This is a genomic window from Rhodococcus pyridinivorans, assembly GCF_900105195.1.
Classification (GTDB): Bacteria; Actinomycetota; Actinomycetes; order Mycobacteriales; family Mycobacteriaceae; genus Rhodococcus; species Rhodococcus pyridinivorans.
Genome location: NZ_FNRX01000002.1, coordinates 4,794,492 through 4,808,682, shown reverse-complemented (window position 1 = coordinate 4,808,682; position 14,191 = coordinate 4,794,492). Strand labels below are relative to the sequence as shown.

Sequence of the window (14,191 nt, the reverse complement as noted above, 5' to 3'; positions counted from 1 at the left end):
TCCGCCCGTCGGTAGCGGCGGACGGAGGAAGTATCCGCGGAGTTACCGCGCGTCGAGCCCGAACGCCCCGCGGTAGAACACCATCGGACTCCGGTCGCCGACGCACTCCAGTTCGGCGACCCGGCCGATGACGACGTCGTGATCACCCGCGACGTGCACGTCCTCCACCGATGCGTGCACCCGCAGCAGGACATCCGGCAGCGACGGAGTGTCCCAGCGGGACAATTCCCAGTGGAGACCGTCGAACTTCGGACCGCGGCTCGACCCGAAACGCGCGCACAGATCACTCTGGTCGGCACCGAGCACGTTGACGGTGAACCGGCCGACGCGGCGGATCCGCGGCCACGCGCGCCCGCGGTGATCCGCGCAGAACAACACGAGGGGCGGTTCGAGCGAGACCGACGCGAACGACTGGCATGCGAAGCCGGTGGGCCCGTCCTCGTCGAGACCGGTCACGACGGTGACGCCGCTCGCGAACCGTCCCATGGCACGTCGCATCTCGTCGGGGCCCGGCAGTTCGATCCTGTGGTCGGTGTCGCGGGCCGGTATCCGGGTCTGCATGTGGCTCACTCCGATTCGATCGTGGAGGTCGACTCCGACCGTCCTTCTCCGACTCCGACGTTACGGCCCGAGAAAGTCGGGACGGACCGGCTTCTCGCTCAGTGGACGCTCGGATCCGATGCCGTCCCAGCACGACGTCCGGTGCCCGTGCTCCCACCGTTCGGGACCGTGGACGATCCGCGATGCGACAATCTGCCGGGCGGTTCGGTGCAGAATCGACGGGTCGTCATCGTGGAAAGGGGGACCGGTGCCCAGAATAGGTAAGGCGCGGGACGGAGCCGAGCCGACCTCGGTCGAACAACGGCGACGCCATGTGCGGATCCTCGAGGCTGCAGCGCAGCTGGGGTCCGAGCACGAATTGGCCCGCGTGCAGATGACCGAGGTGGCGAAGAACGCCGAGGTCGCGATCGGCACCCTGTACCGATACTTTCCGTCGAAGACGCACCTGTTCGTGGCGTTGCTGCTCCACCGGCTCGAGCTCGGCGCCGACCGGTTGCCCGAACGGAAACCGGGGACGAGCGCGCGCGAGGCGATCACCGAGACGCTCGTCGAGATGACCCGCCGGTTCGTCGACCGACCACGCCTGGCCTCCGCGATGTTGCTGTCCAACAGCACCGCCCCGGCCTCGGTGGTTCCGGACTCCACCGAGGTGAGGCGGACGTTCCACCGAATCCTGTTCGAGAGGGCAGGCCTCGACGAGCCGACAGAGGAGGATCGCAACGCCGTGCGGCTGCTGTCGATGTTGTGGTCCGGACTGCTGGTGACCTATCTCAACGGCGGAGCGACCCTCGAGGAGACCGAGGCCGATGTGCGGAGGAGCTGCGACCTGCTGCTCGCGCACCTGTCGGAGTAGGGCACCGGAAACGACGCGAGTCCCCCTCCGCGGTCTGCGGAGAAGGACTCACGTCATCGGTGCGAGAAGACTATCCGGCCGCACCGATCGGGGGTGCGGTGTCCAGGACGTCCCCGAGGGCAGCTGCCGTCGCGTCGGCGCCGCCGAAGGTGAACGCAAGCTGCCGGCCCCACAGGAAGTAGCGGTGGATGGGGTAGTCGATGTCGGCGCCGATGCCGCCGTGCAGGTGCTGGCCGGTCAAGCCCACCCGCACACCGCCGCGGGACGCCCACCACTTGGCGACCAGGGCCGCGGAGTCGGCTTCGTCCTCGCGTCCGACGTCGATCAACCACGCGGCCTTCCGCACCGTGAGTCGGATCGCTTCGGTGTCGAGGTAGGCATCGGCCGCGCGCAATGCGACAGCCTGATTCGTCGACAGCGGGCGGCCGAACTGTACGCGCTCGGAGGTGTACTTCGCCGTTGCCCGCAGCGTCTCCTCGCACACCCCGAGCTGAACGGCAGCCAGAGCGATGCGGATACGACGACGGGTCCAGGTCGCGATCTCCTCACCGTCACCGGGCAGGACGTCCTCGGCTCCGATGTGCACGTCCGTGAAGCGCACCGCGGCTTCGGCGCCACGTCCGGTCACGGCGACCGGGACGGCCTCGACGCCGGTCGCGTCCACCGGGGCGACCACCACGGCGACCGAGTCGTCGTCGCAGCGGACCGGGACGACGACGCCGGCGATGATGGGAGCCCACGGAACGGACGGAATCTCACCGCTGATGACGAGATCGTCGCCCTTGCGGATCGCTGTCACCGTGGGGCTCGCGCCGGGGGTGTCGTCGAATGCGCCGGTCAGGACGACCGACCCGTCGATGAGCTTCGGAACGTAACGCTCGACCTGGGTTTCCGTGCCGAACTGTGCGAGCGGAAGAGCCGCACCGGCCACGGTGGACCACACGGGAACGGGTGCGACGCGGCGGCCCTGCTGCTGCAGGATCGTCGTGAGCCCGAGCATGCCCATGCCGGCGCCGCCGACGGACTCGGGCAGAGCGAGTCCGAGGATCCCGGCGTCGGCGAGTGCCTGCCACAGGGTGGCGTCGAAACCGCCCTCCTTGCGCTCCACCTCGACCACACGCTCGATCTTGGCCAGCGAACCGAAGACCTGCGACGCGAGGTCCTCGACCGCGATCAGGTCGTCATCGAGTTCGAATTCCATGTCAGCTCCTCGTCTCGGCCGGCGTCTTCACCGCAGCCTGTGCCGTCGCGTCGGGGCGCCTACGGGCGCCCAGGGTCATTCCGAGGGTCTTCGCCGCCACGATCTCGCGCATCACCTCGTTGCTGCCACCACCGAAGGTGTTGTTCTGCGCGCGTCGACCGAGCGCTTCGACGCGGCCTTCGATCACGGCGCCGTGGCTACCGGGACGCAGCAGACCGCGGGCGCCGAGCACCTCCTGCAACATTCCGTACGCGGCGACGACACCCTCGGTTCCGAACACCTTCGCTGCGGCGGAGTCGCCACCGTCGAGGGTGTTGGCCGCGATGTCCGACACCAGGCGCAGGTTCACGAGGTCGGCTGCCGACAGCAGCGCGTAGACCTCGGCGAGAGTCGAACGCACCCACGGGACGTCGAACAGCACACCGGGGCCGAAGGGCTCCTGCTTCGCCCAGGCGAGGACCTCGTCGTACATCTCGTTGGCGATGCCACCGCGGGCGGCCAGCGCGACACGCTCGTGGTTGAGCTGGCTCGTGATGAGGGTCCAGCCGCCGTTGAGCTCGCCGACGACGTTGCTCAGCGGAACGCGGATGTTCTCGTAGTACGTGACCGCTGTGCTGATTCCGCCGACGGTCTGGATCTCGGTGGCGGAGAAGCCCGGCGACGAGGTCGGCACGAGCACGACCGAGATCCCCTTGTGGCGAGGCGCGTCCGGATCGGTGCGCACGGCGAGCCAGATCCAGTCGGCGAAGATGGCCGAACTCGTGAACAGCTTGTTGCCGTCGATGACGAGTTCGTCACCGTCGATGCGTGCCCGCGTCTGAAGTGCAGCGAGGTCGGTGCCGGCACCGGGCTCGGTGTACCCGATCGCGAACTTCAGTTCACCCGTGAGGATCTTGGGAAGGAAGAAGTCCTTCTGTTCCTGCGTGCCGTACTTCATCAGTGCCGGCGCAACGGTGTTGAGAGTGACCAGCGAGACCGGTGCGCCCGCACGGATCGTCTCGTCGTAGAAAACGTACAGCGCCTCGGGATCCTCCCCGCGTCCGCCGTACTCCTCGGGCCACCCCAGGCCGAGCCAGCCGTCGGCGCCCATCTGCCGGTAGATCTTGTCGAAGACCGGTCCACCCTCGGTCTGATCGACCAGGGCGCGTCGATCGTCGTCGTCGATGATGCGGGCGAAGTACTCCCGCAGTTCGGTGCGCAGCCGCCGTGACGTGTCGGACAGCTCGGGATGCATGTGGTCTCCTGAGAGGTGGTCGGGGCCCGGGTTGCGGGCCTAACGGTCGGCCGAGAGGACGATCGCGCTGTGCGGCACCGGCGATCCGCCCGTGACGAGCACGTTGTCGAGTGTCTTCGCCGGCTGGTTCACGGAGGTGCCGCGGATGAGCCGGACGCCTTCGGCGATGCCGTTGACGCCGTGGATGTAGCCTTCGCCGAGCTGACCGCCGTGGGTGTTGATCGGCAGTCGCCCGTCCACCTCGAGGTTGCCGTCGGCGATGAAGTCCTTCGCCTCACCGCGACCGCAGAAGCCGTACTCCTCGAGCTGGAGCAGGACCATGGGGGTGAAGGCGTCGTACAGGATCGCGGCGTCGATACCTTCGGGACCGAAGCCGGCCTGTGCCCACATCTGCCGGGCGACGAGTTCGACCTCGGGCATCGCGTCGATGTCCTCGCGGTAGTAGCTGCTCATCGAGATCTGCTGAGGGCCGACGCCCTGCGCCGCGGCGGTGATGATCGCCGGAGGATGCGGAAGATCTCGCGCGCGTTCGGCACTCACGATGACCAGTGCCTGGCCGCCGTCGCTCTCCTGGCAGCAGTCCAGCAGGCGCAGCGGGTCGGCGAGCATCCGGGAGTTCTGGTGGTCGTCGATGGTGATGGGGCGCTCGTAGAACCAGGCCTTGGGATTGTTCGCCGCATGCTTGCGCGAGAGCACCGAGATCTGCCCGAAGTCTGCACTGGTCGCCCCGTACTTGTGCATGTAGGTGCGCGCCAGGAAGGCCTCTTGCTGAGCAGGAGTGAGCAGACCGTAGGGGTTGATCCAGTTCCGGTATTCCTGGTCGGTGTTCGAGTTGTACGCGAACGGCGGCGGACCGGCACCGAACCGGTGGCCCGAGCGCTCGTTGAAGGCGCGGTAGACGACCACGACGTCGGCGACACCGCTCGAGACGGCCAGCGCGGCCTGCTGCACGGGCGCGCAGGCACCGCCGCCGCCGTGAGGGATCCGGCTGAAGAACTTCAGTTCCGGGATGCCCAGCGCGCGGGCGACGGCGATCTCTGGGTTGGTCTCCATGGTGAACAGTGCGAAGCCGTCGACCTCTTCGACACCGATCTGTGCGTCCTCGAGAGCGGCGAGGACCGACTCGCACGCGAGTTGCCATTCGCTACGGCCGGAGTTTTTGGAGAACTCGGTGGCTCCGATGCCGGCGATGGCGGCGGCTCCGGAGAAGCCCTTGACGGTCATCGTGTCTTCCTCTCGTAGGGCTCCACCACGACCTCGGCAGTGACGTGGACGCCTCTGCTGTTGCGGCCCTGCACCTTCAGGGTGACGGCTGCGCCGTCGACGGCGGTCACCTCACCGTTCATGTGCATGGGGTCGCCGGGGAAACAGGGCACGCCCAGACGCAGCGACGCGCGGCGCACCCGCGCCGACGGCCCGGTCCAGTCGGTGACGTACCGGTCGACGAAACCGTTCGTGGCGTTGATGCTCATGAAGACGTCCGGTGTGCCGCGTCCGAGTGCGGCGTCCGGGTCGTGGTGCACGTCCTCGAAATCCTGCGAGGCGATCGCGGTAGCCACGATGGTGGTGCGATCCATAGGCAGGGCGAGTTGGGGAAGTTCCTGTCCGACAGTGCATTCGGCGAGGTTCATGCGTCTCCTCCGGGCTTGCGCAGCTGGGGCAGGATCTCGCCGTGTGCGTGCTCGGAGAATCCCACCTCGAGTTCCATGCCGATCTCGAGGGTGTCGTGGTCGGCGCCCGCGATGTCGGCGACGATGCGGATCCCCTCGTCGAGGTCGATCAGTCCGACGGCGAGCGGGTACTCGAAGGCCGGATCCTGCGGGTGGTGAATGACAGTCCAGCTGTGAAGCGTTCCGCGCCGTGAGGATTCGACGGTCTTCCATTCGAACGAGCGGCACGCGGGGCATGCCGGACCCGGAGGATGGCGCAGAGTGCCGCACTCGCTGCACTGCTGGATCTCGAGTCGGCCCTCACGGACGGCGTCGAACCAGAACTGGTTGTCCTGGGTGATGGTGAGCCGGGGGACGGCGGTCATCGCGTCTCCTTGTCGGTGTTCGGGTTGAACCGGAGCATCCGGAAGCGTTCCTCGGCGACGACTTCGCCGTTCTGGTCCTCGTAGCGCTTGTACAGCGTGAAGAATCGGCCGTGGCCGAGACCCGTTCGCTTGACCTCGGATACGGACTCGATCGTGTAGTGGGCGGTGATGTGGTCGCCCGGGACGAGTTCGCGGTGGTAGTCCTGCTCGACGTTTGTCGCGACGACGGAGGTGAAACCCTCCCGATCGAGGTCGGCAAGCATCCGGGAGTATGCGAAGTCCTCCACGACGCCCTCGGCGCGCTTGCGCTGCACGTCACGCCAGCGGCGGTAGCCGGCCATGATCCAGGTGGAGATCATGGCGGGCGGGCACACGACGGAGTCGCGTCCGGTCTCGCGCGCGGCCTCGGCGTCGACGTAGATCGGGTTGAAGTCGTCGTGGGCCTCGACCCAGTTTCGGATCATGGCGTCGTTGACGGCGTATCGGGCCACGCGGGGTGGTTCGGCCACCTGCCCGACGTACTTCTCGTAATCCTGCTCGACGGTCTGCATGGCCCAGTCACTCCTCTTCGACGCGCGCGTTCGTCGTCACGCTAAGTGGGGCCGACAAGCGAGTTCCCGTGATTCCCACTGAGCAGGAGCAGTGGCGGGGTGAGGGGGAGCTGGTACCGAACCAAGCGATTGCTTGGTAAGTTGTCGACGTGAGACCCGCGCATCCCGCGGGATGAATGACGTGGAGGCAGCGAATGGATCTGGGACTCGACGGCGCGGTCGTGCTCGTCACCGGGGGAATACGGGGAGTCGGTGCAGGCATCACCAGGGTGTTCCTGCGTGCCGGTGCGACCGTCGTGACGTGCGCTCGCAACGAGCCCGAACAGCCTCTCGAGGTGGACGGGCGGACCGCGGAGTTCCTGACGTGCGACGTCCGCGATGCCGATCAGGTGGCCGCGCTGATCGAGACCATCGTCGACCGCCACGGGCGGCTCGACGCCGTGGTGAACAATGCCGGCGGGTCACCGTACGCGCTGGCGGCCGATGCCAGCCCGAAGTTCCACGCCAAGATCGTGGAACTGAACCTGCTGTCCCCGCTGCTGGTCGCGCAGGCCGCCAACGCGGTGATGCAGAAGCAGGACACCGGCGGCTCGATCGTCAACATCTCGAGCGTGAGCGGATCCCGCCCCTCGCCGGGCACCGCGGCATATGGTGCGGCCAAGGCAGGCGTCGACAGCCTCGCACAGTCGCTCGCCGTCGAGTGGGCCCCGAAGGTACGGGTGAACTCGGTGGTGGTCGGCCTGGTCGAAACCGAACAGTCGCACCTGTTCTACGGAGACAAGGCCGGCGTCGCAGCAGTCGGCGAGACCGTTCCGCTGGGACGGCTGGCCCAGCCCGAAGATATCGGCCACTGCGCCGCATTCCTGGCCTCTCCGCTGTCGGCCTACGTCAGCGGATCGACATTGACCGTCCACGGCGGCGGTGAACGCCCTGCCTACATGGCAGCGGCCGAAACGAAGGAGACGAAGTGAGTGGACTGCTGGACGGGCGCGTCGTCATCGTGACCGGCGCCGGACGAGGCCTCGGTCGCGCGCATGCCCTGGCATTCGCCGCGGAAGGCGCCAAGGTCGTCGTCAACGACATCGGTGTCGGCAGTGACGGAACCGCCACGGGGGAGAGCCCCGGTGAGCTGGTCGTCGAGGAGATCCGTGCGGCCGGGGGAGAGGCCGCCGTCAACGGCGACGACGTCGCCGACTGGGCCGGCGCCGAGAACCTCGTCAGGACCGCCCTCGACAACTTCGGCCGGCTCGACGTGCTCGTCAACAACGCCGGATTCCTGCGCGACCGCATGCTCGCCAACATGAGCGAAGAGGAGTGGGACGCGGTCATCCGCGTGCACCTCAAGGGGCACTTCGCGCCGATGCGTCACGCCATGACCTACTGGCGCGCCGAGGCCAAGGCCGGCAACCCCGTCGACGCCCGCATCATCAACACCAGCTCGGGTGCCGGCCTGATGGGCAGCATCGGCCAGGGCAACTACGCCGCCGCCAAGGCCGGTATCGCGACGCTCACGATCCAGGCCGCAGCCGAATTCGGCCGCTACGGGGTAACCGTCAACGCGATCGCACCCTCGGCGCGCACCCGCATGACCGTCGGGGCCGGTGGCGCGATGGCCGAGATGATGGCCGCACCCGAAGAGGGTTTCGACGCCATGGCGCCGGAGAACGTCTCGCCGCTGGTCGTGTGGCTCGGCAGTGCCGAAGCGAAGGACGTGACCGGTCGCGTGTTCGAGGCCGAGGGCGGCAAGGTGTCGCTGGCCGACGGGTGGCGCCACGGTGAGGCGATCGACAAGGGCGACCGTTGGGATCCGAAGGAACTCGGTCCCGTCGTCGAGAAGCTGATCGCAGCGTCGCAGCCGCCGACGCCGGTCTACGGAGCGTGATGTCCCCGCGCGTTTCCGGTGGTCATCACCGGAAACGCGCACGGACGGCGTCGCCGCTCTAGGCGGGCGTGCGGACGATGAGGGTGGAGCCGGGGAAGTAGGCAGCGAGTTCGGAACGTGCCTGCTTGAGCGTGGCGGTGCCGTAACCCTGCTTGCGGAACTCGGGATGCACCCAGATCCGCACCTCGACCTCGTTGCCGGTCAGCTCGCCGAACGCGAACCCGATGGCCTTCGGCTCGTCGCCCGAAAGATCTTCGGCCACAAGCCACATGCCGGACTCGTCGTCCATCAGCTCGCTGCCGCGCTGCCGCTCGGATTCGACCTGTTCGTCGCTGTCGTCACCCAGCTGGTCGGCGCAGCGCTGCTTGAACAGCGCCGTGTCGGCCGCGCTGTGGGAAATGGGCCGCAACCGGAAATGCGCGCCGGTCGCGTACGGACGCGCCGCTGTCGTCCACTGCAGCACCGCATCGAGATCGTCGAGTTCTTCACGGATCTTCTTCCGCTCCGCCTGGGTCAGACGGCGGAACGGAAGGTTCAGCACGGCCTCCGCGCAGAACTCGTCGGTGTCGAGCAGCGAGGCGAGCTTCGCGACCGCGTCGCCCCGATCCTTGCTCTCGACGATCACGTCGAGCACCTCGTGGCGTCGTTCGAGCGCCCGGAGCAGCGCGGCCGCGATTTCCCGCCGGTCGAGCACCTTGTCGTGATCGGTGGTTTCCATCGTGCGACATCCCTTCGTCGAGAACCTGGACGTACGAGACTCAGTATTCCCGCACGGGACCGTCCCGGCGAACCGTGCCGGGAGGGACGCTCACTCGCACACGACGACGGGAATCACACGGTCGGTCCACGACTGGTAGTTGTCGAAGTCCGGGTACATCGCCGTCAGACGTGGCCAGTAGGCCGCTCGTTCCTCGTCGCTCGCGACCCGCGCCCGCATGGTCCGGATGCGCGACTTGATCTGCACCGTGGTCTCCGGGTTCGCCTGGATGTTGCGGAACCACAAGGGGTGCTTGGGCAGTCCTCCCTGGGAGGCGACGAGGACCACCTTGTCGCCGTCCTCGAGGAACAGCAGCGGGACCGTTCGCGGTTGCCCGGTCTTCCGCCCGATCGTGGTCACCAGGCACACCGGGATGCCCCACGGGAAGGCGCTTCCCACGCGCCACTTCCCGCCGATGCGACCGCCGGTCGCCCGGTACGCCGCGACGTTGAACCGCGACATCCACTTGATGATCGAGATCGTGGCCTTCGAGTCGAGGCCCTTCGGCGCCGCTTCGGTGCCCATGTCAGATGCGCTCGATGATGGTGCCCGTCGCCAGCGCTCCACCGGCGCACATCGAGATCAGAGCGGTCGACGCGTCACGCCGCTCGAGCTCGTGCAGCGCGGTGGTGATGAGGCGGGAGCCGGTGGATCCGACGGGGTGGCCGAGCGCGATCGCGCCACCGTTGACGTTGACCTTGTCCATGTCGGGTCCGTGCACCTGGGCCCAGGACAGCAGCACCGACGCGAACGCCTCGTTGACCTCGAACAGGTCGAGATCGCCGACGCTCATGCCCGCCTTCTCGAGAACCTTCGCGGTGGCCTGGACCGGGCCGTCGAGGTGGAACTCGGGTTCGGCGCCGACGAGAGCCTGCGCGACGATCCGCGCCCGCGGCTTCAGTCCGAGTGCCTTCGCGCGGTCGGAATCCATGAGCAGCACGGCCGCGGCTCCGTCGGAGATCTGCGACGAGGTGCCGGCGGTGTGGATGCCACCCTCGAGCACGGGCTTCAGCTTCGCCAGCGACTCGGCCGACGTCTCGCGCAGACCCTGGTCGCGGGTGACGGTCGCCTTCTCGCCGGTGCGGTTGCCCTCCTTGTCGACGACGGGTGCGACGACCGGCAGCACCTCGCGGTCGAACCGGCCCTCGTCCCAGGCCTGCTTCGCGAGCTGCTGTGAGCGCACGCCGAGTGCGTCGACGTCCTCGCGGGTGATGCCGCGGCGCCGCGCGATGCGTTCGGCGGCCTCGAACTGGTTGGGCATGTCGATGCTCCAGGACTCCGGCCGGCGCGGGCCCGCCTGGTCGCCGACGTTGGCGCCGAGGGGCACCTGGGTCATCGCCTCGATGCCGCAGGCGATGCCCACGTCGATGGCGCCGGTGGCGATGAGGCCTGCGATGAGGTGATTGGCCTGCTGCGCCGATCCGCACTGGGCGTCGATGGTGGTCGCGCCGACCTGCCAGGGCAGCCCCGCGTTGAGCCATGCGGTGCGGGTGATGTTGTTGGACTGGGCGCCCGCCTGGGTGACGCAGCCACCGATGACCTGTTCGACGAGCTCGGCGTCGATGCCGGCGCGTTCGACGAGTCCGGCCTGGACGGCGCCCAGGATCTCGGCAGCGTGCAGGCCCGCGAGCCATCCACCCCGCTTGCCGATCGGGGTCCGTGCGGCCTCGACGATGACTGGTGTGCCCACTTCGGGCTCCTTTCTCCTACGTTCTTCGCAAAATAGAACAGGTTTCTCCGAGAGGCAACAGAACTCGATTATCCACGGGACGTGCAGATCTCTTGGTCGCGCGGCGCGCCTGTGTTTGAATGGTTCTAGAACGTGTTACAAATCACGCGAGCGGTACTCGCCAGGGCAGGAGAGATATCAGTGGCGCAGCCGAACATCCCCGAAGACATCGACTTCACCGACCCCGATCTGTACGCAGACCGTATGCCGTTCGAAGAGTTCGCGGAACTGCGTAAGACGGCACCGGTGTGGTGGAACAAGAAGTCTCCCGACGTCGGTGGTTTCCACGACGAGGGTTTCTGGGTTGTCTCCCGGCACGAGGAGGTCCGAGAGGTCTCCCGCCGGAGCGACGTGTTCTCCAACTGGGAGAACACTGCGATTCCGCGGTTCAACGACGACATTCCTCGTGAGGCCGTCGAGCTGCAACGTCACGTCCTGCTCAACAAGGACGCCCCCGAGCACACCAAGCTGCGCAAACTCGTCGCCCGAGGCTTCACGCCCCGTGCGATCAACGGCCTGCGCGACGAGCTCGACCGTCGCTCCAAGATGATCGTCCAGGAGGCCTGCCAGGCCGGTCGGGGCGACTTCGTCACGCAGATCGCCGCGGAACTGCCGCTGCAGGCGATCGCCGACCTCATCGGTGTGCCGCAGGAGGATCGCGCCAAGCTCTTCGAGTGGTCCAACCAGATGACGGGCTACGACGATCCGGACAACACCGCCGATCCGGCGGCAGCGTCCATGGAAGTCCTCGGGTACGCCTACCAGATGGCCGCGGCCCGCAAGGAGAACCCGGCCGACGACATCGTCACCACCCTCATCGAGGCCGACATCGACGGTGACGAACTCGCTCCCGAGGAGTTCGGCTTCTTCTTCATCGTGCTCGCGGTGGCCGGCAACGAGACCACCCGCAACGCGATCACCCACGGCATGGTGGCGTTCCTCGACAATCCGGAGCAGTGGGAGATCTTCAAGCGCGACCGGCCGAAGACCGCCGCCGACGAGATCATCCGCTGGGCCACCCCGGTCACGTCGTTCCAGCGCACCGCCCTCGAGGACACCGAACTCGGCGGGCAGACGATCAAGAAGGGCGATCGCGTCGTCATGCTGTACGCGTCGGCCAACAACGACGAAGAAGTGTTCGACAACCCCCGCGAGTTCGACATCCTTCGTGATCCCAACCCGCACCTGGCATTCGGTGGAACGGGCGCGCACTACTGCCTGGGCGCGAACCTCGCACGTATGGAGATCGACCTGATCTTCAACGCGATCGCCGATCACATCCCGGACATCACGAAGATCGGCGACCCGCACCGTCTGCGGTCGGGCTGGCTCAACGGCATCAAGGAATTCCAGGTCGACTACAAGACCTCGGGTGGGTGCCCGGTCCAGCACTGACCGAACCGAACACCGACCGAACCGAACATCGAGGTCCCCGGCCGCCCCTGCGCGCCCGGGGACCTCGCACATCCCGTGTCGTCTACAGGACCTCGGACCTGCGGCCGATCCACCACATCGCGGCCCCCGCCGCGAGCACACCGGCTACCGATACACCGGTCGTGAGAACCGTCCACGAGTCCGGCGTCCACCCGGACGGAGAATCGGTGAGAGGCGTGTAGGCGGTCCATCCGAATCGGGTGAGCAGAGGCAACGCCATCACGGCGGGCAGCGAGAAGGACGCGGCGGTGACTGCGCTCGTCGACGGTAGTGCCGCGCTGATCGTGTACGCGGCTGCCACCGGAAGAACGAAGAAGGTCGCCAGGAGGTGGACGTTGTCCCAGGGCGCACGAGTGAAGATCGCCGTGATCGTGACGAACGCGAGCACGCCCACTCCGGCCGTCGGCCTCGGCGCGCGACGGCCCAGCCACGCGCCGACGGCGGCGAGCACGACCATCACGGCCGGCAGGAACCATCCGCCGGGAATCCACGAGGGAGCGGTACCCGCGGCGACGGCCACCGCGAAGGCGGCGAGCAGGACCGCTCCGCTTCTCTCGCGCAGCCACAGGGCAGCACCGATCACGAGTGGGACAGCGACGATGCCCCACAGCCATCGCCCGTTCCCGCCGGGACTCGCATCCGGAGACCACACGGCACTGTGAAGAGACCGATACAGCACGACGGCGACGAGCGGTAGGCCGATACCGACCACCGTTTCCCTCACATCCCATCGTCGTTCGTCGACCGAATCGGGAGCACCGGCACGCATCACGAGAGCCGCTGTTGCCACCGCGATGACAGTCACCGAGAGAACCGTCCACACTGTGTTGGCGGGCTGCGCCGACACCTCGAGGTACACGGCGCTTCCGGACGAGGAGGCCGCGAACTCCCGGTATTCCGCGACGGGTTCCGCGGTGAGCAGCGCGGCAACGACGCCACCGGTCATCACCGCGGGGAGCCGGGTGCCCGCAGTTCGGGCGCAGCAGACGACGAGGGCACCGAGCACCAGGCCTGCACCGACCGCCGAGACGTACATGTCGAACCGCCACGCACCCGGCAGGGCGACGACCGCCACGAGTGCGGCTCCGGCCACGACGGCGCCGAGCGCGCCCACCCGGTGGCGTAACCACAGCGCGATCGACGCGGCGACGAGCGCTCCCGTGGCAGACGCGGTGATACCCGAAGTCTCCACGGCACCGAAACCGAACCCGGTATCGAGTGGATAGGTGTCGACGCTCGGCGCGGCGAGGACGGTTCCGGCGGTGAAACTGCCGACGGCTGCGAGTGCGTAGAGAATCCAGGAGGGCACCCCCTACCTTCTCCGAGCGGTCACCGGGACGCGGCGCCGACACGCCGGGCGACGATGCGATCAGGTCAGGCGGCGAAGATCCTCGGGGGTATCGACGTCTCCGGGGTCGGCGAGCCCGGTGCAGTCGAGACGCCGCACGCGTTCACGATTGCGGGCGAGGAAGGACCGCGCGCCCTCGTCACCGGTGGCGTCGGCGGCGGCGCCGAGCGCGTCGGCGATGTCGAAGACCACCGGATGACCGGGGTGATCTCCGAAGACGGGGAGCGTGACCGTGCCCGGCCGGTGCTCGTCCAGGACGTGGCGCACCAGATCGGCCGTGATGCCGGGAAAGTCGACGACGGTGAGCGCAACCCTGTGGTGGGCTCGTGCCGCGTCGACCCCGCGGCGCAGGGATGTCGACATGCCGACGGTCCAGTCGGGGTTGTAGACCGCTGTCGCTCCGGTAGGGCACGCGGCGGCCACATCGTCGCCGAACGCCCCGACTACCACCACGACCTCGTCGCAGCCACCGCCGAGCAGTGCATCGACGACGGTATGCAGCAGGGGACGGCCACCACGGTGGGGGAGCAACGCCTTCGCGCGTCCACCCAACCGAGAGCCGTCCCCTGCTGCGAGAACGATTCCGGCGGTCGGCATACCGCCGAT

At 67.8% G+C, this 14,191-nt stretch carries 16 protein-coding genes; 4 read left to right on the top strand and 12 right to left on the bottom strand.

Annotated elements, in window-relative coordinates; translation table 11 throughout:
- Window positions 1-42: 42 nt before the first annotated feature.
- The gene (locus tag BLV31_RS22845; protein ID WP_064061695.1) at window positions 43-561 is read right to left on the bottom strand and encodes a flavin reductase family protein; all 519 of its coding nucleotides are present in this window, start codon (window positions 559-561) and stop codon (window positions 43-45) included.
- A gap of 256 nt (window positions 562-817) precedes the next feature.
- Between BLV31_RS22845 and BLV31_RS22835 the strand changes: the two genes are divergently transcribed.
- Window positions 818-1,414: a TetR/AcrR family transcriptional regulator gene (locus tag BLV31_RS22835; protein WP_255312751.1), complete on the top strand. Its 597-nt coding sequence runs from the start codon at window positions 818-820 to the stop codon at window positions 1,412-1,414.
- 70 nt (window positions 1,415-1,484) lie between these two features.
- On the opposite strand, the gene BLV31_RS22830 is transcribed toward BLV31_RS22835, so the two are convergent.
- From BLV31_RS22830 to BLV31_RS22805, 6 genes are read right to left on the bottom strand one after another with little or no spacing between them, the layout of a single operon-like run.
- Window positions 1,485-2,615: an acyl-CoA dehydrogenase family protein gene (locus BLV31_RS22830; protein ID WP_064061696.1), complete on the bottom strand. Its 1,131-nt coding sequence runs from the start codon at window positions 2,613-2,615 to the stop codon at window positions 1,485-1,487.
- Window position 2,616: 1 nt separating this feature from the next.
- Entirely contained in the window at window positions 2,617-3,849 is a 1,233-nt protein-coding gene (locus tag BLV31_RS22825; RefSeq protein ID WP_039585803.1) for an acyl-CoA dehydrogenase family protein, read from the bottom strand.
- A gap of 39 nt (window positions 3,850-3,888) precedes the next feature.
- Window positions 3,889-5,073, bottom strand: a complete 1,185-nt coding sequence (locus BLV31_RS22820) for a lipid-transfer protein (RefSeq protein WP_064061697.1) — start codon at window positions 5,071-5,073, stop codon at window positions 3,889-3,891.
- The gene (locus BLV31_RS22815) at window positions 5,070-5,480 is read right to left on the bottom strand and encodes a hotdog family protein (protein WP_019290114.1); all 411 of its coding nucleotides are present in this window, start codon (window positions 5,478-5,480) and stop codon (window positions 5,070-5,072) included. The genes BLV31_RS22820 and BLV31_RS22815 overlap by 4 nt, the downstream gene beginning before the upstream one ends.
- Window positions 5,477-5,884: a Zn-ribbon domain-containing OB-fold protein gene (locus BLV31_RS22810; protein ID WP_064061698.1), complete on the bottom strand. Its 408-nt coding sequence runs from the start codon at window positions 5,882-5,884 to the stop codon at window positions 5,477-5,479. The genes BLV31_RS22815 and BLV31_RS22810 overlap by 4 nt, the downstream gene beginning before the upstream one ends.
- A complete protein-coding gene (locus tag BLV31_RS22805; protein ID WP_064061699.1) occupies window positions 5,881-6,435 on the bottom strand; it encodes an FAS1-like dehydratase domain-containing protein in 555 nt (184 codons plus the stop codon). Before BLV31_RS22805 ends, BLV31_RS22810 begins: the two co-directional genes overlap by 4 nt.
- A gap of 194 nt (window positions 6,436-6,629) precedes the next feature.
- Between BLV31_RS22805 and BLV31_RS22800 the strand changes: the two genes are divergently transcribed.
- Complete coding sequence (locus BLV31_RS22800) at window positions 6,630-7,406, top strand: SDR family oxidoreductase (RefSeq protein ID WP_006551924.1); 777 nt, start codon at window positions 6,630-6,632, stop codon at window positions 7,404-7,406.
- Window positions 7,403-8,317, top strand: coding sequence for an SDR family oxidoreductase (locus BLV31_RS22795; RefSeq protein ID WP_006551923.1), 915 nt, complete (start codon window positions 7,403-7,405; stop codon window positions 8,315-8,317). Before BLV31_RS22800 ends, BLV31_RS22795 begins: the two co-directional genes overlap by 4 nt.
- A 58-nt stretch (window positions 8,318-8,375) precedes the next feature.
- Here BLV31_RS22795 and BLV31_RS22790 read toward each other — a convergent pair whose 3' ends face one another.
- The 3 genes from BLV31_RS22790 to BLV31_RS22780 form a co-directional block, all read right to left on the bottom strand.
- A complete protein-coding gene (locus BLV31_RS22790) occupies window positions 8,376-9,035 on the bottom strand; it encodes a GNAT family N-acetyltransferase (RefSeq protein WP_006551922.1) in 660 nt (219 codons plus the stop codon).
- A 90-nt stretch (window positions 9,036-9,125) separates the two neighbouring features.
- A complete protein-coding gene (locus BLV31_RS22785) occupies window positions 9,126-9,599 on the bottom strand; it encodes a nitroreductase family deazaflavin-dependent oxidoreductase (protein WP_006551921.1) in 474 nt (157 codons plus the stop codon).
- Between the two features lies 1 nt (window position 9,600).
- On the bottom strand, window positions 9,601-10,764 hold the full coding sequence (locus BLV31_RS22780; protein WP_033096885.1) for a steroid 3-ketoacyl-CoA thiolase: 1,164 nt from the start codon (window positions 10,762-10,764) through the stop codon (window positions 9,601-9,603).
- Window positions 10,765-10,944: 180 nt separating this feature from the next.
- On the opposite strand from BLV31_RS22780, the gene BLV31_RS22775 reads away from it, so the two are divergent.
- The gene (locus tag BLV31_RS22775) at window positions 10,945-12,198 is read left to right on the top strand and encodes a cytochrome P450 (protein WP_064061700.1); all 1,254 of its coding nucleotides are present in this window, start codon (window positions 10,945-10,947) and stop codon (window positions 12,196-12,198) included.
- A gap of 82 nt (window positions 12,199-12,280) precedes the next feature.
- Here BLV31_RS22775 and BLV31_RS22770 read toward each other — a convergent pair whose 3' ends face one another.
- The gene (locus tag BLV31_RS22770; RefSeq protein ID WP_064061701.1) at window positions 12,281-13,546 is read right to left on the bottom strand and encodes a hypothetical protein; all 1,266 of its coding nucleotides are present in this window, start codon (window positions 13,544-13,546) and stop codon (window positions 12,281-12,283) included.
- A gap of 60 nt (window positions 13,547-13,606) precedes the next feature.
- Window positions 13,607-14,182 (bottom strand): nucleotidyltransferase family protein, encoded by a 576-nt coding sequence (locus BLV31_RS22765; RefSeq protein ID WP_064061702.1) that lies wholly within the window; start codon window positions 14,180-14,182, stop codon window positions 13,607-13,609.
- Window positions 14,183-14,191 lie beyond the last annotated feature (9 nt).